This is a genomic window from Geoglobus ahangari, from assembly GCF_001006045.1.
GTDB classification, from domain to species: Archaea; Halobacteriota; Archaeoglobi; order Archaeoglobales; family Archaeoglobaceae; genus Geoglobus; species Geoglobus ahangari.
Genome location: NZ_CP011267.1, coordinates 726,973 through 753,219, shown reverse-complemented (window position 1 = coordinate 753,219; position 26,247 = coordinate 726,973). Strand labels below are relative to the sequence as shown.

At 51.7% G+C, this 26,247-nt stretch carries 29 protein-coding genes and 1 tRNA gene; 19 read left to right on the top strand and 11 right to left on the bottom strand.

The features are described from left to right. Positions 1 to 238 precede the first annotated feature (238 nt). Positions 239 to 442: a histone family protein gene (locus GAH_RS04415; RefSeq protein WP_048092726.1), complete on the top strand. Its 204-nt coding sequence runs from the start codon at positions 239 to 241 to the stop codon at positions 440 to 442. Between the two features lie 41 nt (positions 443 to 483). Here the strand turns inward: GAH_RS04415 and GAH_RS04410 are convergent, their stop codons facing one another. Further along, positions 484 to 1,368: a prohibitin family protein gene (locus GAH_RS04410; protein WP_048094920.1), complete on the bottom strand. Its 885-nt coding sequence runs from the start codon at positions 1,366 to 1,368 to the stop codon at positions 484 to 486. A 101-nt stretch (positions 1,369 to 1,469) separates the two neighbouring features. Between GAH_RS04410 and GAH_RS04405 the strand changes: the two genes are divergently transcribed. From GAH_RS04405 to GAH_RS04350, 12 genes are all read left to right on the top strand, one after another. Further along, complete coding sequence (locus GAH_RS04405; protein ID WP_048094919.1) at positions 1,470 to 2,687, top strand: adenosylhomocysteinase; 1,218 nt, start codon at positions 1,470 to 1,472, stop codon at positions 2,685 to 2,687. Then, positions 2,684 to 3,076, top strand: coding sequence for a hypothetical protein (locus GAH_RS04400; RefSeq protein WP_048094917.1), 393 nt, complete (start codon positions 2,684 to 2,686; stop codon positions 3,074 to 3,076). Before GAH_RS04405 ends, GAH_RS04400 begins: the two co-directional genes overlap by 4 nt. 26 nt (positions 3,077 to 3,102) lie before the next feature. Continuing rightward, a complete protein-coding gene (locus GAH_RS04395) occupies positions 3,103 to 3,975 on the top strand; it encodes a radical SAM protein (protein ID WP_048094916.1) in 873 nt (290 codons plus the stop codon). A gap of 69 nt (positions 3,976 to 4,044) precedes the next feature. Next, complete coding sequence (locus tag GAH_RS04390; protein ID WP_048094915.1) at positions 4,045 to 5,301, top strand: phenylacetate--CoA ligase family protein; 1,257 nt, start codon at positions 4,045 to 4,047, stop codon at positions 5,299 to 5,301. 93 nt (positions 5,302 to 5,394) lie between these two features. Beyond that, a complete protein-coding gene (locus GAH_RS04385) occupies positions 5,395 to 6,816 on the top strand; it encodes a sodium:solute symporter family transporter (protein ID WP_048094914.1) in 1,422 nt (473 codons plus the stop codon). A gap of 19 nt (positions 6,817 to 6,835) precedes the next feature. After that, positions 6,836 to 7,300 carry an Lrp/AsnC family transcriptional regulator gene (locus tag GAH_RS04380; RefSeq protein ID WP_052747759.1) on the top strand — a complete coding sequence of 155 codons (465 nt, stop codon included), beginning with the start codon at positions 6,836 to 6,838 and terminating at the stop codon, positions 7,298 to 7,300. Between the two features lie 75 nt (positions 7,301 to 7,375). Continuing rightward, a complete protein-coding gene (gene radA, locus GAH_RS04375; protein WP_169745339.1) occupies positions 7,376 to 8,410 on the top strand; it encodes a DNA repair and recombination protein RadA in 1,035 nt (344 codons plus the stop codon). A 50-nt stretch (positions 8,411 to 8,460) separates the two neighbouring features. Continuing rightward, a complete protein-coding gene (locus GAH_RS04370; protein ID WP_048094913.1) occupies positions 8,461 to 9,435 on the top strand; it encodes a tyrosine--tRNA ligase in 975 nt (324 codons plus the stop codon). A gap of 1 nt (position 9,436) precedes the next feature. Further along, positions 9,437 to 9,730, top strand: coding sequence for a translation initiation factor eIF-1A (gene eif1A, locus GAH_RS04365; RefSeq protein WP_245604091.1), 294 nt, complete (start codon positions 9,437 to 9,439; stop codon positions 9,728 to 9,730). A 1-nt stretch (position 9,731) separates the two neighbouring features. Then, a complete protein-coding gene (locus GAH_RS04360) occupies positions 9,732 to 10,514 on the top strand; it encodes a serine protein kinase RIO (RefSeq protein ID WP_048094911.1) in 783 nt (260 codons plus the stop codon). Positions 10,515 to 10,519: 5 nt separating this feature from the next. Beyond that, positions 10,520 to 11,068, top strand: a complete 549-nt coding sequence (locus GAH_RS04355) for a KH domain-containing protein (RefSeq protein ID WP_048096745.1) — start codon at positions 10,520 to 10,522, stop codon at positions 11,066 to 11,068. Positions 11,069 to 11,100: 32 nt separating this feature from the next. Continuing rightward, positions 11,101 to 11,865 (top strand): Mrp/NBP35 family ATP-binding protein, encoded by a 765-nt coding sequence (locus tag GAH_RS04350; RefSeq protein WP_048094910.1) that lies wholly within the window; start codon positions 11,101 to 11,103, stop codon positions 11,863 to 11,865. On the opposite strand, the gene GAH_RS04345 is transcribed toward GAH_RS04350, so the two are convergent. Continuing rightward, positions 11,841 to 12,641: an HAD-IIA family hydrolase gene (locus GAH_RS04345; RefSeq protein WP_048094909.1), complete on the bottom strand. Its 801-nt coding sequence runs from the start codon at positions 12,639 to 12,641 to the stop codon at positions 11,841 to 11,843. The two genes, GAH_RS04350 and GAH_RS04345, sit on opposite strands and share 25 nt — an antisense overlap. A gap of 81 nt (positions 12,642 to 12,722) precedes the next feature. On the opposite strand from GAH_RS04345, the gene GAH_RS04340 reads away from it, so the two are divergent. Further along, positions 12,723 to 13,205 (top strand): cation:proton antiporter regulatory subunit, encoded by a 483-nt coding sequence (locus tag GAH_RS04340; RefSeq protein ID WP_048094907.1) that lies wholly within the window; start codon positions 12,723 to 12,725, stop codon positions 13,203 to 13,205. Between the two features lies 1 nt (position 13,206). Then, complete coding sequence (locus GAH_RS04335; protein WP_048094906.1) at positions 13,207 to 14,313, top strand: cation:proton antiporter; 1,107 nt, start codon at positions 13,207 to 13,209, stop codon at positions 14,311 to 14,313. Here the strand turns inward: GAH_RS04335 and mqnC are convergent. The 6 genes from mqnC to GAH_RS04305 are packed head-to-tail and all read right to left on the bottom strand — an operon-like array spanning position 14,307 to position 19,041. Continuing rightward, entirely contained in the window at positions 14,307 to 15,389 is a 1,083-nt protein-coding gene (gene mqnC, locus GAH_RS04330) for a cyclic dehypoxanthinyl futalosine synthase (RefSeq protein WP_245604090.1), read from the bottom strand. The genes GAH_RS04335 and mqnC overlap by 7 nt on opposite strands. After that, complete coding sequence (locus GAH_RS04325; protein WP_048094901.1) at positions 15,349 to 16,092, bottom strand: menaquinone biosynthetic enzyme MqnA/MqnD family protein; 744 nt, start codon at positions 16,090 to 16,092, stop codon at positions 15,349 to 15,351. Before GAH_RS04325 ends, mqnC begins: the two co-directional genes overlap by 41 nt. Continuing rightward, positions 16,089 to 17,096, bottom strand: a complete 1,008-nt coding sequence (locus tag GAH_RS04320) for a radical SAM protein (protein ID WP_048094899.1) — start codon at positions 17,094 to 17,096, stop codon at positions 16,089 to 16,091. The genes GAH_RS04325 and GAH_RS04320 overlap by 4 nt, the downstream gene beginning before the upstream one ends. Then, positions 17,077 to 18,000, bottom strand: coding sequence for an S-layer glycoprotein N-glycosyltransferase AglJ (gene aglJ / locus GAH_RS04315; protein WP_048094898.1), 924 nt, complete (start codon positions 17,998 to 18,000; stop codon positions 17,077 to 17,079). The genes GAH_RS04320 and aglJ overlap by 20 nt, the downstream gene beginning before the upstream one ends. Position 18,001: 1 nt before the next feature. Continuing rightward, entirely contained in the window at positions 18,002 to 18,592 is a 591-nt protein-coding gene (locus GAH_RS04310; protein WP_048094897.1) for an orotate phosphoribosyltransferase-like protein, read from the bottom strand. Further along, entirely contained in the window at positions 18,589 to 19,041 is a 453-nt protein-coding gene (locus tag GAH_RS04305; protein WP_048096744.1) for an NOB1 family endonuclease, read from the bottom strand. Before GAH_RS04305 ends, GAH_RS04310 begins: the two co-directional genes overlap by 4 nt. A gap of 99 nt (positions 19,042 to 19,140) precedes the next feature. On the opposite strand from GAH_RS04305, the gene GAH_RS04300 reads away from it, so the two are divergent. Beyond that, positions 19,141 to 19,284 carry a cupin domain-containing protein gene (locus GAH_RS04300; RefSeq protein WP_218915478.1) on the top strand — a complete coding sequence of 48 codons (144 nt, stop codon included), beginning with the start codon at positions 19,141 to 19,143 and terminating at the stop codon, positions 19,282 to 19,284. Positions 19,285 to 19,297: 13 nt separating this feature from the next. Next, complete coding sequence (locus tag GAH_RS10670) at positions 19,298 to 19,456, top strand: hypothetical protein (protein ID WP_156967389.1); 159 nt, start codon at positions 19,298 to 19,300, stop codon at positions 19,454 to 19,456. A 281-nt stretch (positions 19,457 to 19,737) separates the two neighbouring features. Here GAH_RS10670 and GAH_RS10325 read toward each other — a convergent pair whose 3' ends face one another. Both GAH_RS10325 and GAH_RS04290 read right to left on the bottom strand, forming a co-directional pair. Beyond that, positions 19,738 to 21,534, bottom strand: a complete 1,797-nt coding sequence (locus tag GAH_RS10325; protein ID WP_052747757.1) for a protein kinase domain-containing protein — start codon at positions 21,532 to 21,534, stop codon at positions 19,738 to 19,740. Between the two features lie 1,564 nt (positions 21,535 to 23,098). Then, positions 23,099 to 23,172, bottom strand: a tRNA-Lys gene (locus GAH_RS04290). 181 nt (positions 23,173 to 23,353) lie between these two features. On the opposite strand from GAH_RS04290, the gene GAH_RS04285 reads away from it, so the two are divergent. Both GAH_RS04285 and map read left to right on the top strand, forming a co-directional pair. Next, on the top strand, positions 23,354 to 24,460 hold the full coding sequence (locus GAH_RS04285; RefSeq protein WP_048094896.1) for a M24 family metallopeptidase: 1,107 nt from the start codon (positions 23,354 to 23,356) through the stop codon (positions 24,458 to 24,460). After that, on the top strand, positions 24,457 to 25,314 hold the full coding sequence (map, locus tag GAH_RS04280; protein WP_048094894.1) for a type II methionyl aminopeptidase: 858 nt from the start codon (positions 24,457 to 24,459) through the stop codon (positions 25,312 to 25,314). Before GAH_RS04285 ends, map begins: the two co-directional genes overlap by 4 nt. Here the strand turns inward: map and GAH_RS04275 are convergent. After that, positions 25,304 to 26,245 (bottom strand): FtsZ/tubulin family protein, encoded by a 942-nt coding sequence (locus GAH_RS04275; RefSeq protein WP_048094892.1) that lies wholly within the window; start codon positions 26,243 to 26,245, stop codon positions 25,304 to 25,306. The two genes, map and GAH_RS04275, sit on opposite strands and share 11 nt — an antisense overlap. Positions 26,246 to 26,247 lie beyond the last annotated feature (2 nt).

Below are 26,247 nucleotides of genomic sequence, written 5' to 3'. Positions count from 1 at the left end.
GGAGTGTGTAGACTCATCCAGCACAACCCAAACCAAAAACAGCATCACATCATATGACGCATGGCCCATACCCACCACCTCCACATGATATGTGGGACGCTAATTTTATCCCATGATGATATCACCCCCAGAAATATCCAGAGTATCCAGAATTGCCCAAGTTTCGTGCTGAGGAGGCTTCACAACAGAATAAAATTTATATACCTCCAATCAGTGAAAGAAGAAGTGAGGTGATAAAATGGCGGAGTTGCCACTTGCACCAATTGACAGATTGATAAGGAAGGCAGGTGCTGAGAGAGTAAGTGAGGATGCTGTCGAGAAGATGGCTGAGGTCCTCGAGGAGTACGCACTTCAGGTCGCCAAGAAGGCTGTCGAGATTGCGAAGCACGCAAACAGGAAGACGGTCAAGGCCGAGGACATCAAGCTCGCTCTCAGCATGTAAACTTTTTTCAAATTTTTTATTTTGCAGAAAAATAAAATAGGTCACTTCTGTGCCGGCAGTATCAGCGGGATGTTCGCGCTCGCGTTCCTGTCAACTCCCGGGTAGAATGCTGACGGCACCGGCACGACTATTACGGCGTTGTTGTTCGATTTCGCAAACTCGTCGAGGACTTGCAGGTAGTACCACTGCACGTACTCAGGGTTGTTCCTCAGGGACTCGCCGATTATCTGGTTCGCCCTCGCTATTCCCTGAGCCTCGACCTCCTTCCTCTTCGCCTCGAGCTCCTCCTTCTGAACTATGAACTGCATCCTCTCAGCCTCCTGCTTTGCCTCTATCTTCGCCTGTATCGCCCTCTCCACGCTCTCCGGAAGATCTATGTTCCTTATCAGGACTGCGGTTATCAGAATCCCGTACGGCCTGAACTCCTCGTCCAGCCTCCTCTCGAAGTCGCTCTGGATGAACTCCCTCTTCTCGGTGTAGAGATCCTCGGCCTTGTATTGAGCCACGATGTCCCTCGCATGTGCCCTTATCCTGCTCTCCATCCACACCTCGTAGTTCTTCAGGGTGGAGTAGACCTGCGGGGCCTTCATCGGGTCTATCTTGTACTGCACGGCCATGTCGAAGAAGACCGGCAGACCTTCGGAGGTGAGAGCCTTTATGTGCCTCTCCCCAACCATCTCCATCGTCTTCTCATAGGTCGGCATCCTCACGACTTCAGTTATGAACGGTGTCACGAAGTGCAGTCCGGGCTGGAGGGGCTCGTCCTGAACCTTTCCGAGAACCTTAACAACGCCAACCTCCGTCTGATCCACCACCACAACTGAGGAGGCAAGGGTTATCAGCAGGAGCACCGCAATAAACACTGCAGCTGCCAGCAGCCTGCCCCTCCTCTTTCCAGCCCTTCTTACTGGAATTTCCCCGTTCATGAACAGAACAGATGAACCTGTGAATAAAAATTTTATCTAACGCTTTTCAGACCCTGCCACTCCAGACAATAATTTAAACCAGAGTTGTCAGAAGAGCATTCATGCATGGTAAAGGCAAGATAGCCTGGGCCGAGAAGAACATGCGCGTTCTCGCCAAAATTCGCGAGAGGTTTGAGAGCGAGAAGCCGTTGGAGGGTCTGAAGGTCGGAATGGCCCTTCACGTTGAGGCAAAAACAGCTGTTCTCGTCAAAACCCTGATTGCCGGAGGTGCTGAGGTCGCGATAACCGGATGCAATCCCCTCACCACTCAGGATGATGTGGCGGAGGCTTTGAGGGAGGAGGGCGTGAGGTGCTTCGCGAGGAGGGGGATGAGCAAGGAGGAGTACTACTACGCCTTAAACGCTGTTCTGGACTTCGAGCCCGACATAATCATAGACGACGGGGCCGACCTCATCTACCTGATACACGAGAAGAGGAAGGTGATAGCCGACAGGATTCTTGGGGCGTGCGAGGAGACCACAACCGGCGTTCAGAGGCTCAGGGCTATGGAGAGGGACGGAGTTCTGAAGTTCCCGGTGATTGCGGTAAACGACGCGTACACAAAGTACCTGTTCGACAACAGGTACGGGACGGGGCAGTCAACGTGGGACGGAATATTCAGGGCAACAAACGTTCTCGTTGCTGGCAAGAAGGTAGTCGTTGCCGGCTACGGGTGGTGCGGAAGGGGAATAGCGATGAGGGCGAGGGGGCTGGGAGCGAAGGTGATAGTCACAGAGGTGGACGAGATCAGGGCGCTCGAGGCAATAATGGACGGCTTCGAGGTGATGAGCATGGACGAGGCCAGCAAGGTAGGGGACATATTCATCACCGCAACCGGCAACAGGGACGTGATCACGAGGGGGCACTTTGCATTGATGAAGGACGGGGCGATTCTGGCAAATGCCGGGCACTTCAACGTTGAGATTGCGGTTAACGAGCTGGAGGACATGGCCGTTAGCGTTAGGGAGCTGAGGCCGAACCTCAGAGAGTACGACCTCGGAAACAAGAAGCTGTACCTCCTTGCAGACGGGAGGCTCGTCAACCTCGTTGCTGGAGACGGGCACCCGATAGAGGTGATGGACATGAGCTTCTCGAATCAGGCCCTTGCCGTCGAGTACATCGCCAAGAACGCGGACAGGCTTGAGAAGAAGGTCTACAGGATGCCAGAGGAGCTCGACAGGCTGGTTGCGAAGCTCAAGCTCGAGACGATGGGGGTGAGGATAGACGAGCTCACGGAGGAACAGAAGAGGTACCTTTCCGACTGGAGGGAGGGAACGTGATCTGGATCTACAGGCCCTACAGAAACCCCGTGGCAAGGAGGAGGTACCTCAGGACTGCGGCCGTTCTGTATGCCATAAGCTTGACCCTCATAGCCTACAGGTACGTCCAGTTCGGGTTCACGTCAGAGTTTCTCATCCCGTCGCTGGCGTTACTGCTAACCGTAACGTTCTTCTCGGCGCTGATCCTCAGGAAGCCGAGGTACTGCTACACCGACGTCATGCACATCTACGTCGGAGGGAAGAAGATAAGGAAGGACGAGGTCAGCTACAACCCGGACTTCGAGAACCTCGTGGTTGAGCTGGAGGGTAAGGTCAGGAAAACCCTCTACTTCGAGAAGAGGGAGGATCTGGAGAAGTTCCTGAGAGAGGTGGGCTTTTCAAAAGATTGATATTTCCTGCTCCAGAGCCTTCTTTTATGTTCGAACTCTACGACATGCCCCTTTTCAGGCCTCCCAGCGAGGCCAACAGCCTCATCGTTCAGGCGACCATAGGATGCTCACACAATAAGTGCACGTTCTGCGGAATGTACAAGATGAAGAAGTTTCGCGTAAAGCCAGTTGAGGAGGTGAAGAGGGAGCTCGAGATCTTCAAGAAATACTACGGAGACGTCAGGAGGCTGTTCCTTGCAGACGGAAACGCGATGTGCATGAAGACCGAGGATCTCGTCGAGATCGTCAGATACGCGAAAAAGCTGTTTCCATCCCTCGAAAGGGTCTCCACCTACGCAACTCCAATGGATTTGCTTGAGAAGAGCGTGGATGAGCTCAGGTGGCTCAGAGAGGAGGGGTTGAGCCTCGTTTACCTTGGGGTGGAAAGTGGTGACGACGAAATTCTGAAGGAGATAAGGAAGGGCGTGGACAGCAGGGAAATGATCGAGGCGGGAAGAAAGGCGATAAGGGCAGGAATGACTCTCAGCATCACGGCGATAACCGGGCTCGGAGGGAAGGAGAGGAGCTTCGATCACGCGAAGAACACCGCGAGAGTTTTGAACGAGATGAAGCCCCACTACACCGCGTTCCTGACCCTCATGATAGTCGAGAACACACTCCTCTACCTGAAGCTGAGGAGGGGCGAGTTCACCCCGCTCAACCACCTCGAAATTTTAAGGGAGCTGAGGTGGGTAATAGAGGATCTGAGATACAGGACGGTTTTCAGGGCAAATCACGCGTCCAACTACCTGCCAATCAGGGCAAACCTGCCGGAGGACAGGGAGGAGGTTCTGAAGCTCATAGACTACGCGATGGAGCACCCGGAAATTCTGAGGCCTGAGCACCTCAGAGGATTGTAATCCCATTTTTTGAGCATAAACCTCGAAAACAGGAAAAGTTTATATACCTAATGCACACTCCCTTCTCCAATGAGCGATGTCTACGATGTGGCAAGGAAGGGCATTTACCTGTCAAGGAGGGAGATCGAGGAGCAGAGGGGCGAGAGGCTGAGAAGAATCGTCAGGTACGTTTACGAGAACTCCCCGCTTTACAGAAGAAAGTTCAGAGATGCTGGAGTTGATGTCGAGAGGGTGAGGGGAGTTGAGGATCTGTCTAAGCTTCCAATCACAACAAAGCAGGAGCTGAGGGAGAGCTACCCTCTCAAGGCTGCGTGCGTGCCCAGAGAGAGGATAGTTAGGATCCAGATGTCTGGAGGCACGACAGGCCAGCCAGTCATAATCCCCTACACGAGGCACGACGTGGAGCAGTGGAAAGAGATGATGCTCAGGGCATTTTACCTCGCAGGAATAACGAGCGAGGACGTCATCCAGATTACTCCGGCCTTCGGCCTGTGGAACGGAGGCTTCGGATTCCACTTTGCGGCAGACGCAATAAACGCGTTCGTCATACCCATCGGCCCCGGAAACACGAGGAATCAGGTCAGGTTCATGAAGGACTTCGGCACGACTGTTCTCGCGGGAACTGCCAGCTACCCACTGAGGATTGCCGAGGTTGCCGAGGAGATGGGGATTGACGTTGCCGAGCTGAGCGTTGAAAAGCTGATCCTTGGGGCTGAGCCCTGGAGCGACGAGATGAGAAGGCAGATAGAGAAGACATTCTCAGCGAGGGCATACGACATACCCGGTCTAACGGAGATGGGGGGCGTCGGAACGGTCGGTTTTGAGTGCCCTGAAAGGAACGGCCTCCACATCTGGGAGGACAACTACGTGGTGGAGATAATTGACCCTGAAACAGGAGAGGTTCTCGAGGACGGGGAAGAGGGAGAGGTCGTCTACACCGCCCTGAACAGGGAGGGCATGCCCTTGATAAGGTACAGGAGCGGTGAGATCAGCAGGATAGAGAGCAGGGAGAAGTGCGAGTGCGGAATAGAGCACCTGACCATCAGGAGGATCAGGGGAAGGACTGACGACATGGTGATCTACAAGGGGGCGAAGTTCTACCCCTCAGACGTGGAGAGCATTTTGGCAGAACACGGGGTGAGGCACTACAAGATCGTGCTCTCCAACGGGTTGCTCGAGGTCCTGTTCGAGGGCGATGAGGGGCTTGTTCCAAAGATCTCCAAGGATCTGGCCGAGTTTGTCGGAATAAGGCCGAGGGTAAGGGCCGTGAGGGCTGGTGAGATTGAGAGGTTTGAGGGTAAGGCAAGAAGGCTATTCAGGGTGTGAGGTGGTTGAGATGGGTGCGATAGCCGTTATCTACGCGGTGAGTGTTTTGATGATGGTTGCCGGGGCAATAATGGCCTACAGGAAGGTTGAGATATGATAATCCAGACGGTTTTTGCAATTTACATAATACTGATGCTCCTGATAGGCATTCTGGAGTACAGGAGGTCAGGGGGACTGCTCGACTACTACCTTGCAGGCAAGAGGCTCAGCGCAACTCTCGTGAGCTTCTCATTCTTCGCAACGTACTTCAGCACGTCCGCGTTTCTCGGAGGTGGGGGTTTCGGATTCCTTGCCGGGTTCCAGTGGTCCGCTTTCCTGACATTCTTCCACATCCTGTTTGCCATAATGGCCTGGATGCTGATAGCCCCGAGGCTGAAGAGGGTTGCAGATGAGACCGGGGCACTTACGATACCCGAGATGTTCGGCGAGAGGTTCGGCAGGGAGGTTCGACTGATTTCATCCCTCGTGATAGTGTTCTTCTTCGCGTTCTACATGGTCTCCATCTACAAGGGGGCCGGAAACCTCCTGCAGGTGATGATGAGCATCTCATACAGGGAGGGGTTGCTGATAACGGCCGTTATCGTCATGCTCTACACGGCAATAGGCGGGTTCAGAGCGGTGGTGTACACAGACCTAATTCAGGGGGTGCTCACGTTCTTCGGAGGTGTTCTGCTGTTCACGGCCCTGCTCTACTACCTCGGAGGCCTTCAGGCGTTCGAACAGCTGGCGAACACGAAGATATTCGCCGGAAGTGGAGAGCTGCTTTTCGAGATAGGCAAGCTCGGGCCCCCGCCAGTCATGAAGGCCGGCCTCGTCGTGCCGTTCATCCTGAGCCTGACGTTTGCAATAAGCATCGCCCAGCTCTCATCACCCCAGCTCATAATCAGGTTCGTCGCTGCGAGGGATGAGAGGGTGATAAGGAGGGGGATGCTGCTCACCCCGCTCATCATCGGCATCTTCGCCATCTGCGTGTTCAGCATCGGCCCCTTCGGATGGCTGATAATCCCCAAGTACGACGATCCCATCAAGTACCTGAAGGATGTGGATCTGGTGGTGCCGTTCATAGCCATGAAGGTTCTGCCCGAAGGCATAAACGCGCTCCTGCTCACGGCGATAATTGCCGCCGCGATGTCAACGATAAACTCACTGCTGCACATGATGGCCACCTCATTTGCAAGAGACGTTCTGCGGAGCGAGAGTGTTGGGCTGACAAGGGCGCTCGTGGTGGTGTTCGCGGCAATCCCTCTTGCTGTCGCAGTTAACCCGCCTGACGTGATTGTTGCGATCGTTGGTGTGAGCTTCTCAGTGATAACGTCCGTGTTCCTGATCCCACTTCTGGCGATGCTCTACGGAGATCCGTCCAAGAAGAGCGTTCTCGCCTCGATGATTGCCGCGCTTATAGTCTCGGTCGCGTGGTACATGCTGTACTACAGGGTTTACTGGATCTACCCGGTCGTCCCGGGTCTGATTGCCTCAGCCACAGTTTTTGCAATGTTTGAAAAATTTTTTAAATAACTCCGTTTTATTTTAAGCAATGGAAAAGATTGACAAGATGGACCTAAAGATTCTTTCGGAACTTCAGGAAGATGCAAGAAAGAGCCTCAGGGAGATTGCCGAAAAGCTCGGAGTTACAGAAGCGACGATCTACAACAGAATAAACAAGCTGAAGAAGCTTGGAGTCATAGAGAGGTTCATTCCTGTCATAAACTACTCAAAGCTCGGCTACGACCTGATAGCCGTCATAGGGATCACGGCGAAGGGCGGAAAGGTTGTTGAGGTGGAGAAGCTGCTTGCCGAGATGCCCAACGTAACCGCGGTTTACGACGTGACCGGGGAGTTCGACGTCATCGCGGTCTCGAAATTCAGGGACAGGGACAGCCTGAACGAGTTCGTAAAGAACATAGGAAAGCTCGAGTTCGTGGAGAAAACGTACACGATGCTCGTCCTGAATGTCGTGAAGGAGACCCACATGATCGACCTGAGCGAGCTGATAGAATAACTTTTCACGCAAACTTTTTTGCTTACATTCTGGACGGGCAAAACATATTAAAGTGCTCATTCAATGCTACCCCCGATGGCGAAGAAGAAGAGTGAGGAGAAGAAAGAGGAGAGCAAGGAAGCCAGCCAGCCTCAGGCTGAAGAGGTGGAGGAGAAGATTGTTGACATCGAGGATCTCCCGTTTGTCGGGCCAGCCACTGCTGAGAAGCTCAGAGACGCGGGGTACTACTCCATAGAGGCTATAGCGGTCGCGTCTCCGCAGGAGCTGAGCAGCGTTGCCGAGATCGGTGAGGCAACCGCGTCGAAGATAATCGCGGCCGCGAGAAAGCTCGCGAACGTCGGAGGGTTTGAGACGGGAGATGTCGTCTACGAGAGGAGGAAGAAGATCGGTAAGATCACGACTGGAAGCAAGGCCCTCGACGACCTTCTGGGCGGAGGTGTGGAAACTCAGGCGATAACCGAGCTCTTCGGTGAGTTCGGCAGCGGAAAGACGCAGATCTGCCACCAGCTCGCGGTAAACGTTCAGATGCCGAGGGATCAGGGAGGCCTTGAGGGCGCGGTCATAGTCATAGACACGGAGGGGACTTTCAGGCCCGAGAGGATAATCCAGATGGCCGAGGCGAAGGGGCTCGACCCGGACAAGGTTCTGAAGAACATATACGTCGCTCAGGCCTACAACTCAAACCACCAGATGCTGCTCGTGGACAACGCAAAGGAGCTGGCCAACAAGCTGAAGAGGGAGGGGATAAACGTCAGGCTCCTCGTCGTTGACAGCCTCACGGCCCACTTTAGAGCAGAGTATGTTGGCAGGGGCACGCTGGCAGACAGGCAGCAGAAGCTGAACAAGCACCTCCACGACCTGCTCAGGTTCGGAGAGATATTCAACGCCGCGATCGTGGTGACCAATCAGGTGATGGCGAAACCCGACCAGTTCTTTGGAGACCCGACAAAGCCCGTTGGAGGGCACATCGTCGCCCACACCGCAACTTTCAGAGTGTACCTGAGGAAGAGCAAGGGAGAGCTGAGGGTCGCGAGGCTCATTGACTCCCCGCATCTGCCGGAGAGTGAGGCCATATTCAGGATAACCGAGAGGGGCGTTGAGGACAAGTAGCCCCTCGTCACCTGCATTAACCTTAAAAATAGCCCCGACCACAATCCTCCATGGACATTGAGGATAGGCTTAGACTTGCAACGAGGAACGTGGAGGAAGTGGTGACCGTAGAGGAGCTCAGGTCGCTCCTTGAGAGCGGAGAGGAGCTGAGGGCATACGTGGGCTACGAACCGAGCGGAGAGATCCACCTCGGCCACATGATGACCGTGAACAAGCTGATGGATCTTCAGGAGATTGGTTTTGAGATTGTGGTTCTCCTTGCGGATGTTCACGCTTATCTGAACGAGAAGGGTGATTTCGAGGAGATAAGGAAAACCGCTGAATACAACAGGGCCGCCTTCATCGCCCTCGGGCTTGATGAGAGCAGGGCAAAATTCGTTCTTGGCAGCGAGTACCAGCTCGAGAGAGACTACATGCTCGACGTCCTGAAGATGGCGAGGATGACGACGATAAACAGGGCGAGGAGGAGCATGGACGAGGTCAGCAGGAGGAAGGAGGATCCGATGGTGTCCCAGATGATCTACCCGCTGATGCAGGCCCTCGACATAGCCCACCTCGGCGTTACAGTGGCAGTGGGAGGAATGGATCAGAGGAAGATCCACATGCTCGCGAGAGAGAATCTGCCGAAGCTCGGCTATAAGGTGCCCGTCTGCATGCACACACCAATCCTGCTTGGCTTAGACGGGGAGAAGATGAGCTCGTCCAAGGGCAACTACATATCCGTCAGGGATGACGAGGAGACCGTGAAGAGGAAGCTCAGGAAGGCGTTCTGCCCGGAGAGGCAGGTCGAGAACAACCCGGTTATCGACATAATGAGGTACCACATCTTCCCGAGGTTCGAGAAGGTCGTGATAGAGAGGGACGAGAAGTTTGGCGGGGATGTGGAGTACAGCAGCTTCGAGGAGCTCGCCAAGGACTTTGCCGAGGGCAAGATCCACCCCCTCGACCTGAAATTCAACGCTGCAAGGTATTTAAACATCCTTCTCGATAATGCAAGAAAGAAGCTTGAAAAAATGGGGTGGTGACTTGAGTGAGGGTGAGGAGGTAGTAAGGGTAAGGCTCCCCGACAGGAACAAGGGGGAGATGTTCGCGATCGTCACGTCAATGCTCGGAGCGGGCCACATAAAGGTGAGGTGCGAGGACGGAAAGGAGAGGCTCGCGAGAATTCCGGGCAAGATGAGGAAGAAGATCTGGATACGAGAGGGAGACGTCGTTATCATCGTTCCCTGGCAGTTTCAGGACGAGAGGGCAGACGTTATCTGGAGATACACCAACCCGCAGGTTGAGTGGCTTGAGTCGAGGGGCTACCTGAAGTTCTGAAATGAAGAGAGACGTCGAGAGAATAGAGCGCCTGCTGGACAGGCTGAGGATCAAGGAGAAGGACAGCGAGGCGAGGAAGATTTACGCGGAGGTATTCGACGAGAGGACTCTGAAGACCTTGTACAAGCTCTCTGCAAAGGGCCTCATTCAGGCTCTCGGAGGGGTCGTGAGCACGGGCAAGGAGGCGAACGTGTTCTACGCCGACGGCAGAATTGATGGGGATGACAGGCCGCTGGCCGTGAAGATATACAGAATCGAGACCACCGAGTTCTTCAAGATGGACGAGTACCTCTTCGGCGACAAGAGGTTCGACATGAGGAGGATATCGAGGAAGGAGCTAATCTTCATCTGGGTGGAGAAGGAGTTCAGGAACCTTGAAAGAGCACACAATGCGGGAGTGAACGTGCCCGAGCCCTACGAGTACCTGAAGAACGTGCTGCTCATGGAGTTTCTCGGAGAGGATGAGAGGCCCTACCCGACGCTGTTTGAGCTGAAAAGAGAGCTCCCGGAAGTCGTGAATGTCGAGGATCTGTACGCGAAGGTTAAGGAGAACCTGATCAGACTCTACCGGAAGGCCGAGCTCGTTCATGCAGACCTGAGCGAGTACAACATAGTGCTGAAAAATGATGAGCCGTACTTCATAGACATGGGCCAGTCGGTGCTCGCAGACCATCCGCTCGCCAGCGAGTACCTCGAGAGGGATGTCAGGAACCTGCTCAGGTTCTTCTCGAAGTACGGCGTGAAGGAGAGGCCTGAAGAGGTTGTGACGGAGATAAAGGGGTGATTGTTATGGAGAGCATAGAGATCAGGATTCCGCCCGACAGGGTGGGCGTGCTGATCGGGAAGGAAGGCGAGGTGAAGAAGAGGCTCGAGGAGAAGACGGGTTGCAGGATAAGAATAGACAGCAAGAACGGTGTCGTGGAGATAACGAGGGGAGAGGATGCGGTTGGATTTTTAAAGGCGAAGGATGTTGTAAACGCAATCGCGAGGGGTTTCAACCCCGATGTTGCGATGAGGATTCTTGACGATGACTTCACGATCCTCGAGAGCATAGACCTCAGCCAGTACATCTCCCCAAAGGCGATGGAGAGGATAAAGGGCAGGATAATAGGCAAGGAGGGCAAGATGAGGAGGCTAATAGAGGAGACCCTCAACGTGCACGTCTCGATCTACGACAAGTACGTCTCAATCATCGGCAATGTGGAGAACGTTTCGGCGGCGAGGGAGGCGATAATGATGCTCATAGACGGGGCCCAGCACTCTACAGTCCAGAGGTTCATGGAGAGGAAGAAGAGAGAGATAGAGATGCATAGTATGGACTGGCACATGACCGCGTAAAGAATATTTATTCATAACCGCAAGATGGGTTCATGCACCAGACCGTTAGCGATCAGGAGATTGAGGAAAAGCTGAGCAGCGTGAAGAAGAAGATTGCAATAATGAGCGGAAAGGGTGGGGTTGGAAAGTCCACCGTCACCGCCCTTCTCGCGATCCATCTCGCCAAGAAGGGGAACAGGGTGGCAATTCTTGACACCGACTTTCTCGGGCCGAGCATACCCAAGCTCTTCGGCCTTGATTCCGCCAACGTCGGCTTCACCGATAAGGGGATAGAGCCGCCCGTGACCAAGAAGTACGGCATAAAGGTTCTCTCCATCCAGTTCCTGCTCCCGGACTCCTCCACGCCCGTTATCTGGAGGGGGCCGATGATTACAGGAGTGATGAAGGATCTGCTCGGGAAAACAGACTGGGGCGAGCTGGACTACCTGCTCTTCGATCTCCCACCCGGAACCGGCGACGCACCCCTCACACTCATGCAGACGGTTAAGCTCGATGGGGTTGTGATGGTGGCCTCGCCAACAGAGCTCACGTCGCTGATCGTGGAGAAGGCGCTTAACATGGCCAGGATGATGAACACGGAGGTGAGCGGAATCGTGGAGAACATGAGCTACTTCCGCTGCCCCCACTGTGGAGAGATCTCGTACATCTTTGGCAGGGACAAGGCGAAGAGGCTTGCCGAGAAGTACGGGCTGAAAGTGATTGCAGAGATTCCCGTTGATCCCGAGCTGGCAGAGCTTTCGGATGTGGGAGAAATAGAGAGCTATGAAAGGGACTACTTCGAGGACGTCAGCCTCTGAGCCACCTCGTACAGGTCTCTGAAGACGTAATCCGGCTCCACTCCTACCTCCTCTACCTTTTTCCTGTAGTTCGACTCGTCCGTAACTCCCGAGAGGACGAGGATCGTCTTTATCCCCGCATTCTTGCCCGCGAGCACGTCAACGTCTATCTGATCCCCAACTATGGCCACCCTATCCCTGTCCAGCCCGAGCCTCTCTATGGCCTGCTCCATTATGATCTTCGATGGCTTCCCGACTATAGCATCTGGCATCCTGCCCGTCATCCAGTAGAGAGCGCCGATTATCAGCCCTGTTCCGGGGATCGGCCCGTCCTCAGCCGGAAAAACCTTGTCCGGGTTGACTGCAACGTACCTGATGTTCTCGTTAAGGGCGAGCCTTAGTGCTTTGGTGAAGATCTCGAAGTTTATTCCCCTGTTTGACCCAACAACGAGGAACTCCGCCTCTCTGTAATCAACGAGCTCGTGTCCAAGGTTCTGCAGCTCTTCCTGAAGCCCCGGCTCCCCGGTTGTGTATATTCTGGCCTTCCCGTGTTCTCTCGCGATGTAAACGGCGGTTGCGTGGGTGGCGATTATCAGGTCCTCTTCCTCAGCATCTATGCCGAAGCTCGCGAACCTCTCGAACATTATCCTCCTGCTCCTCGTCGAGTTGTTGGAGACGAAGACGACCTTTATCCCCGCATCCTTCAGCATCCTGTAGCCCTCTATGGCCCTCTCTATGGGCTTCCTGCCCCTCGATATCACGCCGTCTATGTCGAGAATCAAACCGTCGATCTCCATCGCGCCTTTCTTGTAGAAACTAAAATATAAGGTTTCTCAAACTCCCGGAAAGGTTTTTACTGCAAAGGGAAAACAATACGCATGGTCAGATTCATCGGCATGGAGGGGATAGGCACAAAGTACGAACTCGAGACTGCCAGTGGAGATAAGATAGCCGTCATATTCCTGCTCAACAAGAGGGTTCAGCTCTACATTCAGGAGAAGTCGTGCGGGAAGCCCTGTTCGGTCGAGCTGACCGACAGCGAGGCGAAGAGGCTCGCGACCGTTCTCTCCGGAGCCCCGGTTGAGAAGGAGAAGGAGAGCATAGAGGTCGACTTCATGGGCATCCCCGATCTGACCGTTGCTATGCACACCTACACTGTGGGCAAGAACTTGGCTGGAAAGACCATAGAGGAGCTCGCGATAAGGAAGAGAACGGGGGTTAACATAGTCGCCGTTTCGAGGAAAGGTCATACGATCATCAGCCCGCCACCCCACTTCATATTCGAGGAGGGAGACATGATCGTGGTCATAGGCGATAAGGATCAGATAAAGAAGTTCGAGGAGGAAATTCTGGGGATATAGCATGGATCTTGTCATAGCTGGGATAATCTGCTCCGTACTTGCGCTGATAGCCAAGAGAATCTCCTTTCCAGCCATACCCGCGTACATCATCGTCGGAATTCTACTCGGCAGCTCTGGGCTCGGGGTGATTAGGGGAGACGAGGTCTCGAGGAGCATAGCCGAGATCGGGGTCATCTTCCTCCTGTTCTACATAGGCCTTCACATAAACCCCAAGGAGATCTCAGAGAAGAGAAGAACCATTGTCTCGGCAGGAATATACGACTTCGTCGTGAACTTCTCGCTAACGTTCATCTTCGCGATGCTTGCCGGCTTTTCGTTCCAGCAGTCCTTCCTGCTCGCCTCAGCAATCTACATCTCCAGCTCGGCCATTGTCATACAGTCCCTCATCGAGAACAGGAAGCTCATAATGAGGGAAGCTGAGACGGTCGTGTGGATAATGGTCTTCGAGGACATAGTCATAGCCATCCTGATCATCCTGAACAGCCTCGACCCATCCACGCTGCTGCTCTTTGCGGTAAAGCTCTCCGTCTTCACGGCCGCGATCTACATCCTCTCCAACTACACGCCCAAGTATGCCGCTGGAGTTTTCAGCCGGGACGATGAGGTTCCGGCCCTCCTCGCGTTCTCGCTCGCGATGCTCGGGCTTGCGTTCGAGGAGTTCTTCCACATTCCTGCTGCCTATGCCGCACTCATGCTCGGAATGATGCTCTCAGGCATAAGGAGGGTTGAGGAGATAATCCTTCCGTTCAAGGATGTGTTCCTGATACTATTCTTTTTCTTCTTCGGAGTTACGGCGGAGATCTCGGGTGAGGCGGTAACTCTCGGCATCATCCTTTCCGCTTTGGCAATAGTGGGAAAGGTCACCTCGGGGATCATCACTGGGATGAGGGTATTCGGCTCGTGGAAGTCCGGGATAGAGATAGGAATAGACACGATCGCGAGGGGAGAGTTCTCTGTGTTCCTCGCGTTCGCGTTTGGAGACGAGAGGATAGTGTCTGCGATAACCACAGCCGTGCTCATCACCTCCGTTACCGGTGCCATAATGTCGAAGCACTCGTTCGCAATAGCTGAGAAGCTGGAGAAAATTGTGGAGAGGAGGGGTCAGTAGTACTCCAAGATGTTGTAGTACGTGTCCCTTCTCACGGGAACCCTGCCCGCAGACCTTATCCTCCCCACGATCTCCTCCACCCTCGCCGGGGTGAAGGGTTTGCCCGTCGCCCTGACGACGTTTTCCTCCAGCATGACACCGCCAAAGTCGTTTGCACCGAAGTCGAGGGCGAGCGTGGCGATGTCCATTCCCTGAGTGAGCCACGAGACCTGAAGGTTCCTGATGTTGTGCAGAACTATTCTGGAGATCGCGACTATCTGCAGGTACCTTACAGGTGGTGCCGGCTCCTTAACAGCCCTGTAGAGCTCCGTGTTTCCGGGCTGGAAGCTCCAAGGGATGAATGCCGTGAACCCTCCAGTTTCCCTCTGCAGATCCCTTATCCTGAAGAGGTGCTCCACAATGTGCCTGTCCTCCTCCACATGCCCGAACATCATTGTTGCCGTGGTTTTCATGCCAAGCTCGTGGGCGGTTCTCATCACCCTTATCCAGTCGTCGCTCGTTCCCTTGCTGCTTATCCTCAGCCTGACCTCATCCGAGAGTATCTCCGCCCCTCCCCCCGGGATGGAGTCGAGGCCCGCGCTCCTGAGCCTTGAGATGACCTCCCTGACGCTGACCCTCTCCTTCTTGGCGAGGTAGATTATCTCCGGAGGGGAAAGGCTATGCACATCAACGCGGAACCTCCTCTTTATCTCCCTGAACAGCCCCTCGAACCACTCTATCCCGAGCTCCGGGTTCATCCCGCCCTGAAGCATTATCTGGGTGGCACCGAGCTCGACCGCTTCCCCCACCTTGTCCAGTATCTCCTCATAGCTGAGGAGGTACGCATCCCCCTCACCTCTGGCATAAAAGGCGCAGAACTTGCACTTGGACACGCAGACGTTGGTGTAGTTTATGTTCCTGTCGATCACAAAGCCAACAACGTCTCCGCACCTCTCCCTCCTTATCCTGTCTGCTATCAGCCCCACGTCCTGCAGGGGCAGCTCAAACAGCTGCAGGGCTTCTTTAAACGTGAGATCCTCTCCGCTCAAATTCTTTTCAAAGTAGTCCGTGCTCATGACACATCTCCTCGAAGACATCGAGGCTCCTCAACTCCCTCTTTCCCGCAACGTGGACGAGCTCGGAGAAGTAAACCCTCAGGAACTCTGCAGGCATCCTGAACTTCATGCTCGCAATCTCGACTACCTCGTCGAGGGTCTCCATTCCCTTTCTGTAGGAGCTCACCAGATCGTCATCCACAGACCTCGCGTCACCTCTCCCCCTCTGAGATGCAGAGATCCCGAAAACTGCCGGAAGGCCGGTTATCTCCCTCCACTCCTCTCCTATATCCATCACAACCCGGAACACCATCCTCGCCTTTATCGCCTCATCCCCGATTACGAGGGCGTGGTCGTAGCTCTCAAGCATTTCAAAAAAGCTGCCATCAGCGGGGACGAGCCTGTTTATCATCCCCTTCTCCCTCACGATTATCTCCAGCATTCTCGCCGAGGTGACGGACTTCGTCGTCACGGCAATGGGGGAGTCGTCGAGCCTCTTCCTTTTCGACACCACGACGACGCTGTACACCTCTCCATCCGAAGCTACGCAGAATGAGTGGGCCTCAAGCCTGTCCCGGTTCGCGAGGTAGAAGAATGAGGGGACTGGAGCGTAGTCGATCTCACCGCTCTGGAGCATTCTGGCGAGGTTCTTGGGAGAGTCCTCGACGATCTCGTACCTCCCCTCCTTTTCGAGGTGGTAGTAGGGGAGGAAGTTGTTCACCAGCCCGAACTTGCCGACCCTCATTCGTAAACCTCCAGAACGTTGAAGTACGCATCCCTCTCAGCTGGAGTCTTCCCAGCACCCCTGAGGAGCTCCACGAGCCTCTCCTTGGCCATCTCGAGCGGCGTCTTCGCTCCTGCAGAGTGGGCGATCCTCTCGCCCATGACTGTGCCGTCCACGTCATTCGCTCCATAGTTGAGGGCCACCTGAGCCAGCTTCTCCCCGAGCATCACCCAGTAGGCCTTTATCCCCCTGAAGTTCGACAGCACTATCCTCGACACGGCTATGGTCTTCAGCACGTCCTGAGGACTGGCTTTGCTTAGATGGCTGAACGAGGTGTTCTCGGGATGAAACACTAAGGGAATGAAGGACAGAAAGCCCCCAGTCTTCTCCTGAAGCCTCCAGATCCTGTAGAGGTGCACCGCCCTGTCCCTGTAGGACTCCACATGCCCGAAGAGCATGGTGGCGTTGCTCCTTATGCCGAGGCTGTGAGCGATCTCCATTACCCTGAGCCACTCCCTCGAGTCGGCCTTGTGGGGGGAGATCCTTTTCCTCACCCGCTCCACGAGGATCTCCGCACCTCCCCCGGGCATCATGTCGAGCCCTGCATCCCTCAGCCTGCTGAGAAACTCCCTTACGCTCATCCCTTCCTTTCTGGCGTAGTAGCTGACCTCCGTGGCCGTTAACGCCTTTATCACCACCCCGTTTCCAGCCCGCTCCTTTATCCTCCTGAAGATCTCCTCGAAGTACTCCACCCCTATCTCCGGGTTGTGGCTGCCCACTATGTGGAGCTCCTTTGCCCCCAGCGAAACCGCTGACAGAGCGGAATCAACAACCTCATCCACGCTCATCACGTAGCCTTCCGTCCTGTAGTACGCGCAGATCGGGCATTTGGAAACGCAGACATTGGTGTAGTTGATGTGCTTGTTGATGGAGAACGTAGCGATGCCACGATTCAGACTGTCGGCCCGCTTTCCCAGCTCGTGCAGGTTCTCCTCAAATAGCGCCTCAATCTCCCTTACGTTCAATCTCCTCTAACCTCCTTCGGATTTCTCTGAGCTCTCTCTTGAGCTGAACGTTTATCCTGAAGAGGGAGTCGCTTAATAGCCCAACCGCGATTATGAGCAGCCCCGACACAATCAGCATGGTGACGAGGTTGACGAGCAGGAAGTGGGAGACCCTCCTGAACCACTCGTAGACGACGTATAGCCCTCCCACAAAGCCAAGCGCGACCATAATCGTCCCGAGGAGGTAGAAGTACCTCCCGGGGCTGTACCTGCCGAGGAGGCTGTAGATGGTTGAGATTATCCTGTATCCATCCGAGAACGGCCTGAGCTTGGTTCTTCCGGCCCTCCTCCTGTACCTGACGGGCACCTCAAGCATCCTGAACCCATTGGCTATCGTCTCAACAGTTAGCTCCGTTTCAACCTCAAACCCGCTTTTCTGGAGCTCTACTGTTTTGTAAACCTCCTTCGTTAAAGCTCTGTAGCCGGAAAGTATGTCGTGGAGCTCCACCCCGTAAAAGAAGCGGAAAATGAAGTTGATGATCCTGTTCCCCAGAAGGTTGAGCCTTGTGAAAGCGCCTTTTTCAAAGTTCACCAGCCTGTTCCCAACAACGTGGTCTGCCACACCCCTCCTGATCGGCTCGAGGAGGAGCTCAACATCTTCAGGCAGATACGTTCCGTCAGCGTCGATCATCACGACAACATCGTCATCCAGAATCTCGAAGGCCTCGCGAACCGCCTGTCCCTTCCCCTTCCCGCTCTGAACCACCACCTCGGCCCCTTTTTCCCTCGCAATCTCCCTCGTCCTGTCAGTGCTGTGTCCGTCTATCACCAGAATGTTGTCGTAGCCGAGCTTCCTGAATCCGTCTATCACGTCGCCTATGCTCTCCTCCTCGTTGAGGGCCGGGATGAGGATTCTAACCTTCATTTTACAGCCTGAAAACCCTTAGAACGCTGAGAACGGGAATTCCACTCAGATCCTCCTGACTACGCTTGTCCACGAGGACGGCCGAGGCGAGAACGTTGCCTCCTCTCTTCCTGATGCTTTCGGCAACTTCCAGAACAGTGTTCCCCGTCGTGATTATGTCATCAACAATGACGCAGGCCTTTCCCGCAACGCTGGCGAAGTTCTCGCTGAAGGTCCCCCTTACGTGGCTCTCCTCCCCGTCCCACTTCAGCTTTCTTGGGTAGTAGATCGCGAGCTCGCAGCCGAGCTCCTCGGCAACCATCGTGGCGACCGGGATTCCGGAGGTTGCAACGCCGACGATCACATCAGGATCGCCGTGCTCGATTATCATGTCCGCGAGAATCCTCGCCATCCCCCTGAGCCTCATGGATGAGGATGAAACGCTCTTCATCTCGACGTAAACGTCTGAGGGTGGCCTCTCGGTCTTGGCCTTGGTGAGGAGCCAGAGAGCGGTCTCTCTCGAGACGTTGAGCTCGTCAGCAATTTCCCCTGTTGTCAACCCCTTCTCCTTGAGCTGCCTCGCCCTCTCCATCAGGTCGTCAATCTTGCTCATCTTTTCACCACCCTTTTCAGCCTCGTCTCACTCCCGCAAACCTCACAAATCTCGTAGCGGGTTTTTCTACCACAACCCCTACATACACGAATCCATTTAAATTCTTTTTCTATGCCGCGCTGAATTATTTCCTCAAAGCGCAGTCCGAGCTTTTTGGCCACGTTCTGAATCGCGTAGTCGTCCGTGACGATCACAGCACCGAGCTCCAAAGCCTTGGCGATGAGCTTCATGTCCGTCTCGCTCAGCTTGTAAACATCCCCCGTGGCTTCTGCAGCTCTTCTGACTCTTTTGATGAACTCCTCCCTCGCCTCCTCCACCCTGAGGTCTATTACCTCTAAATACAGGCGGGAGCTCTCGTCCCTGACCTCCTCCAGCACCTCCGGCACTGTCACCATGTCCTCGTACACCGCCTTCCTCAGCAGTATCACCGAGGTGTCTATCACATGCACGTTGGAATTCAGGCGCACCTGCATAAATTTGTTGGGCTGAACATCTTAGGGAAAATCGTGATGTTCTGAAGGCAGGAAGGATCTGCTGAGGTGTTTGCCGTGAGGATAACCTACTGGAAGGACGAGGAGGTTAAGGATAACCCCCACGGAGTTGATGTGAGAAAGCTGTACGACAACGAGCACGCACAGGTCATGCACATAACCCTAAAGCCGGGAGAGAGTAGAAGTACACTTATATCCTGAGAAAAATAGCAGAATGGCTGGGAAAGGATTTGATAAAGCGAATGAGGATGATCTTAAGAGAGTTATCGCGATGATAAACACCTCTCCGTTTACCGAATGGGCAAAGCACGATTACAAGCGTTCGATCAAGGAATTCTTCAAGTGGCTTGGAAAGGAAGAGCTCGTTTCCTAGATAAAGTGTACAGGACCGAGAAACAGAAAGCTGCCTGAAGTAGTTCTCACAGAAGAGGACATAAAGAAGGTAATAAACTCTGCCCAGAATGCAAGAGATAAAGCAATTGTTTCTGTTCTCTACGAATCCGGATAACAACTGTTGAACTTATCTGCACCCAGTTTTATCAATCTACCGGGGATTAAAACCCTCAACCTTTTATTTTTCAGCAGAGCAAATAATTCCGGTTACTTACACTATTCTAGAGTCAAGTCTTAAAAATTCTTAAAAATAAGTTTTTGCTATCGGTGACTCTTCTGAAATTCTTGAAATTTAATATAAAATTCTTTAGGCTCTTTCCAATCGGGCGCAATTTGAATAGCCATCTTAACGTTTTCAAGTATAGATTTCTCTATAATTCTCCTTTTCTCACCATTTAATTCTTTTTCTAAAAGATCCATCATACGAAGATATTGATCAGTCCATAATGCTTTCATGTAGTAGAATACTGCTTCTTTGGGATTTAGTTCAATACATTTATCTAATGTCTTTATGGCTTCTTCATGTAATCCTCTAAAATGGTATTCAGATGCTATACTATAGAAATATGCTGATTTTGTGTAGTTATCTAATTTTTCAAAAATTTTTTTAGTTTCTTTTTCTCCTTGCACTTTTTCTAAAAGTTTTCTACTGTAACCTATTAGTTCAGCATAAATTTCAAAGTCTCTAAAAGATGGTGTAGTGATTATGGGAAATCCCTTAAACTTTAATTCTGGGTATTTGTGATAGGTTTTAATCTCTGTTTTCCATTTAACAGCAGTTAATATTATCTTCTCGGCTAAATCTTTGACCTTTACATCATCACCTAGCTTTTGTCGCTTTAAAAGTAAATTGGAAGTTATATAACAAAGTTCACAAAAGTATACTGCTTTACTTGACGAATCTATGTGTTTTTCTACTTTAGATATTTCCTCCAAAAGTTGTTCGATTACAACGTCTAACTGTTCTGGAAGTTGAGTAATTTGAGCAAGAGAACGTAACCAATCCCTATCTTCGCAGTATCTTGCCAAGCTGTCATAGTATTCAAATAGCAGTTCGAGTTGATTAGCTATAGGCTTATTTATTTTACGTAAAATATACATAGTTTTATCAAAAGCTTGCTCAATAGAGATTCGTTCATTACTGTTCTCACATAACATCTGTTTGATAAATTCTTCTAATTCTATACTTAGCTCATTATCCCCAACCTTAATATCCTTATCAGGAGATTTAGCCCATTTTTTCCATTTATCATCTTTTTTCCATCGCTTCGAGAAACCTTCCCTAGGTTCAGGCCAAACATCAGATATCCTTACACCTACTGGATGTTTGCCTGTAAGTAACTCATACAAAATAATACCTACTGCAAATACATCTACTTTTGAAAAGTTTTTACTTCTATTAATTATTCGCTTATATTTATCATATTCTTTTTTTGCATTCCATTGTTCCGGAGCCATATATGGTTTTGTTCCTCCTGGTTTACCAAGTTCTCTCCATGCATTGGCTGATCCAAAATCGGCAATTCTAACTTTCCATTTAAGTGGCTCCAGACCTTCCGGTGGCCAATCAACAAATTTTTTGCTTAAATCTTCCAGTAAGATGTTTTCTGGCTTCAAATCTTGATGAGCTTCAATACCTTTACTTTTGGCAAAAATTAGTCCTTTAAGTAATTGGGCGACAATTACTAAAGCTTCTATTGGATCTAACTTTCCTCTTTCTTCCAAATAATCTCTCAAACTCTTTTCACAGTAAGGCATACAAATTAATGGCCGATTCTTGAAATATGTTATATAAAATGGTGTTAGAATTAGTGAATGTCCTTTTACCTCAAACCAGATTTTTGCCTCCCTTACAAAGGCTTTTAGTTTTTCTTCATCATAAACATCCTTTGTAGTTTTGTAGGCAACACATCTTGGATATCCCCTCTCCTTGTCTACTATATACACAATCCCGTATGCACCTCCCTTAATATCATCTATTTTTCCCTTCAGGTGAAATTCAAGCAAGGACTTTTCTAAGTTTTTGACTTTGTTATCTTTAGGGTCGTCATGCCTCATACTTTAAACACCTCTAACTAATTTCTAAACTAATTCAATTCTCAACAAAATAATACGGTGCTTTGGTGAATATAAAGTTTATAGTACGAGATAGCATAGCAATAAATATACAAAAAAACTTCTGCACTCTTCTCTCTTCTGCTTTTTCTATCTACACAACATAAAAACACAGCATGAAGGAAAAAACCCTTTCCCTTTGGTGCTCTTGAAAAAATGAGCGCAGAAACAGCGGTTTATTCAGCTTTCTGTTTGCTCCTTGCCCTGCTCACAGTCGTTCAGAGAATGACAGGTAATATCATAAAAGCTCCCCAGCTCGAAATATTCCCCTGAATCTTCCTGACACTCTACAAACACTAAATAACCAAGAAGATAACAAGACAAAGATAAGGAAGAAATGAACGAGCCCGTTTTGCCTTTCTTGCAGCATTTTACTCGGATTCCTGATAAAGACCTTTGCAAGATCGATCTCAGGCTTTGCAGCATTTACATGTCTGTCTTTACGGGTGTCCACATCAATACCCAGCGATCTGACTACATTGCTTATGATAAAGATCAATCACCGTGCTTGGTTTCCCCAGAAACCTCATCAATCACACTCACTTCTTTTTTGCCAAAAAATTCAAAATACGTTTTGTGATATGGTTGTAGAAGTGTATTTTTCAGTTGCATTAAGAAGTCTTACTAATTTCTTTCCTCTTGGATTAATCTGTACCTTTGAGAATTTCCTCAACAAGTCCAGCTTCTACGATCTAGTGTATTAATCTCTGGTTCAAGATCTCTTTATAATATTTCAAATCTCTCGCTATTTTTGCTCTGGTATAAAAGATTTTTGATAACTTTTCCTTTATGATCAAAAATTCTTGTTACCTTTATTACAAACTATTCAAATTATAAATGCCAATCAGAAATCCTCGAAGATGACCAAAAGAAAAATTGGAGAAAAGTGAGACAATTGTTAACAGGAAAAATAATTAGAAACAATAAGACAAAAACTATAAAAGAGAAGCTTGAGCTTTACAATACCATATCCTGAAGGTTAGAGAGCTTAGCAAAAATCCTCCGAAATCATCATTCAGGATTGAACGCGAACGATACGAGCATGAGCTTGATGGGCCCCATACGGATGTAGGAATATATAAAAGATCGCTAAGCAAAACCCTTGACAGAATTCTCAAAAGCTTGAAGAGAACAAGATTGATTGCGCATGCAAGAGATTACTTCAAGCTGTTCAATTTTAAAGATCCAAAGAAAAAATCTCCAGAAATAAACACAATTGAGAGGATTTACATACTTGAAAAGTATTTAACGGAAATTCTCTCGAAAACTTACTGATTTTCCAGATAGAAAGAGTTTGATAGATTTTTTGCTAAGTTTTTCATGGTTCGAAATTTTGTGATAATCTCAGCTGAAACAATTTGAGTGACATCTTGTCTTTGAGCTTGTTTCTTCAAGGAGGCATTCAGAAGTCATTGTTTTGTGACATAGAGTCAGTTTTTTAACAAATTTTCAGAAATCTCCTCCCACAAAAAATCTGAAAACACTTATGAGCGAAAGTGTATTAGCACGGGCCGGAGGGGATTTGAACCCCCGACACCGGGATTAAGAGTCCCGTGCTCTGCCTGGCTAAGCTACCGGCCCTCAACCCTTTAAGCACATTACCCTGTTTATCAATTTTTTGGTGGTGTTGTGAGGCGGAGAGAGGTGAGAGGAGAATTACCGCTCATTCCACCTTCCACCGCACTCCTTTCGGTTATCTGGGAGATGAGCGCCTAAAATCAACCTACCGAAAGTTTATAACCCTCCTCACCTATTCCTGAGCATGATCCAGTCACTGCTTTCAGATAAAGGCGCTCAGTTCTTCATAATGTACGCAAGCTCAAGAGACCCCAACTTTTACTACGCCACAAGGTTCAGGATTCCAGACCCAGCGTTCTACATGATCGGAGACGATGGCACAGAGCTGCTCGTCGTCCACGAGATGGAGAAGAAGAGGGCCGAGAGGGAGAGCAGGGTCAGGGAGATCGCCTCGCTCAATGATCTCGGATACTACGAGAAGATCAGGGAGGGCGTGAAGCCGAAGGAGGCTCTTGTTGAGACCGTGATCGAACTCCTCAAAACCCACCACGCCAGAAAGGTTCTCGTTCCGGAAGAGTTCCCAGCATTCCTGTACGAGAGGATAGCGGAGCACATTAGCGTTGAGGTTGTGGAGAACCCCTACTCAGACATGAGGGCCGTGAAGACCGGGAAGGAGATAGAGCACATAGCAGAAACGAGCAGGGCGATAATAGAGGCGTTCGAGCACTTCCTAAAGCTCCTCAGGAAGGACAGGGACTCCGACTCCCTGAGGATGGCGGTTGAGAGCTACCTCTACGGAAAGGGGTATCTCGCGGAGGACACGATAATAGCCGGCGGAAAGAGGAGTGCTGACCCCCACTACATAGGACACGGGGAGATCAAGGGGCACGTCATATTCGACCTCTTCCCGAAGAACAGGACGACCGGCTACTACTCCGACTTCACGAGGACTGTGATCATCGAGGAGAGTCAGGAGGTGAAGGAGATGCTCAGCACGTGCATAGAGGCCAAGAGCAAGGCCATAGAAATGGTCAGGGAGGGTGTGTCAGCCGGAGACGTTCACAATGCCGTGTGCGATGTGATTGAGTCATACGGGTACTCGACACTCAGGCAGAAGGCAAGGGAGGGGTTCATACACTCCACCGGCCACGGCGTTGGCCTCGAGGTGCACGAGAAGCCGAGAGTCTACGAGGGTGGAGATGAGCTCAAAGCCGGGATGGTCATAACCATAGAGCCGGGACTGTACTACGAGGACGTTGGTGGGGTGAGGGTGGAGGACACCGTAGTGGTTAAGAAGGGTGGCTGCGAGATTCTGACCAAGTACGACGACTGGGTGAGGCTGGTAAGATGATCGAGAAGCATATCGAGGCTGGAAGGATTCTCAGACAGGTTAAGGAGGAGGCGGTAAAGCTCGTGAAGCCGGGAGTGAAGATGCTCGAGGTCGCAGAATTCGTTGAGAGCAGGATAGTGGAGCTCGGAGCCCAGCCAGCGTTCCCCTGCAACATATCCCTGAACGCAGATGCCGCACACTGCACCCCCTCAAAGAACGACGAGAGGGTGTTCAGGGAAGGAGATGTGGTGAAAATCGACATTGGGGCGCACATTGACGGCTACATAGCCGACACCGCCATTACGGTGGACTTGGGCGACAACGAGGACCTCGTTAAATGCGCGGAGATTGCGCTCGAGAGGGCGATAGAGGTGATAGAGCCCGGAATCTCGACCGCAGAGATCGGAGAGGCGATAGAGAGCACGGCGAAGGAGTTCGGCTTCAAGCCCGTCTACAACCTCACTGGCCACGGATTTCTGCCCTACATAGCCCACGCGCCACCCACAATCTACAACTACAGGGTTGAGAAGGGTGTAAGGATCGAGGAGGGGATGGTGTTCGCGATAGAGCCTTTCATAACCAACGGGGCCGGGAAGGTCACGGACAGGAGGGAGGTGGAGATATACTCCGTCGTCTCCGCAAGGCCGGTGAGGATGAAGATGGCGAGGGAGCTTCTGGCAGAGGTTGAGAAGTACAGAACCCTTCCGTTCGCCAAGAGGTGGCTCTCCAACCCGAGGGAAATCATAATCTCAAAGCTCGTGAGGGATGGTGTGCTCAGGGCATACCCGGTGCTCACGGAGGTCAAGAAGGGACTTGTGAGTCAGGCAGAGCATACAGTGGTGGTTAGGGAGAGCGGAGCGGAGATCATAACCTGAACTTCTTTATTCCAGAGAACAGCACCACCACGTTCAGCTCCCTTGCATTTGGAACAGGATAGTCGCCATACCTCACCAGTATGTCGGGATTCATCCTCTCCACAGCCTTTATGCACTCGAATATCCCATCCATCGTTATCTCGTCCGGGTCGCCCGAGAAGACGATCAGGGCCTTCTTTGCCGACTTCAGCTCCCCCCTCGCGCTCGTGTTGAGGAGAGAGGAGTCGAACATCCTCACCATCCTCTCAGTCCTCTCAGCCACCGTTTCGCTGTAGCTCTTCCTCTTCAGCCTCCTGAGGATCTTGAGGGGCAGAACCTCCCTGTTGAACGCAACCACCGTTACGCCCTCCCTCGACAGGGAGTTCAGGAAGTCGCTTGTGTCGACAACAACCTCCCCGCTCACCCTCCTCCTCACGTCGATCTCTCCCACCAGCGACAGGACGTTGAACGCCTTGACGAGCACATCCTCGAAGCCGTCCCTTGTCTCGAAGAGGAACAGGCTGTCATACGCTTTGAGGAGAGACTTGACGCGCATGAACGTCAGGTTCACGTTTTCAGCGCTCTCGAGGGGGGGTGCGAGGGCGAGGCACAGCTTTGGCTCCTCGGTCGTCCTGTAGAGTTCCTCCGCAAGCCTCAGGGTCGTGTAGTAGGAGAAGTCGTCCTGAAGGTCGCAGATTATGAAGGAAGCTTCGAAGAGCTCGTTAAAGGAGAGGATGTTGTTGAACGCGCTCCTTACGTCCACCTCACCGTCCCTGTAAACCGCGTAAAACCTCCTCTTGTCCTCAACGTGCCTCAAACTCTTGAGGGAATCAATGGACTGGACGATCGCGAAGGTCTTGAAGAGGTTGACGTTGTTCACCCTCGCCCCCTTGCTGGCAAAGATGTCAGCTATCCTGCTCGCCCTCCCTGTGCCTATGGTAAGGAGCTTCATTC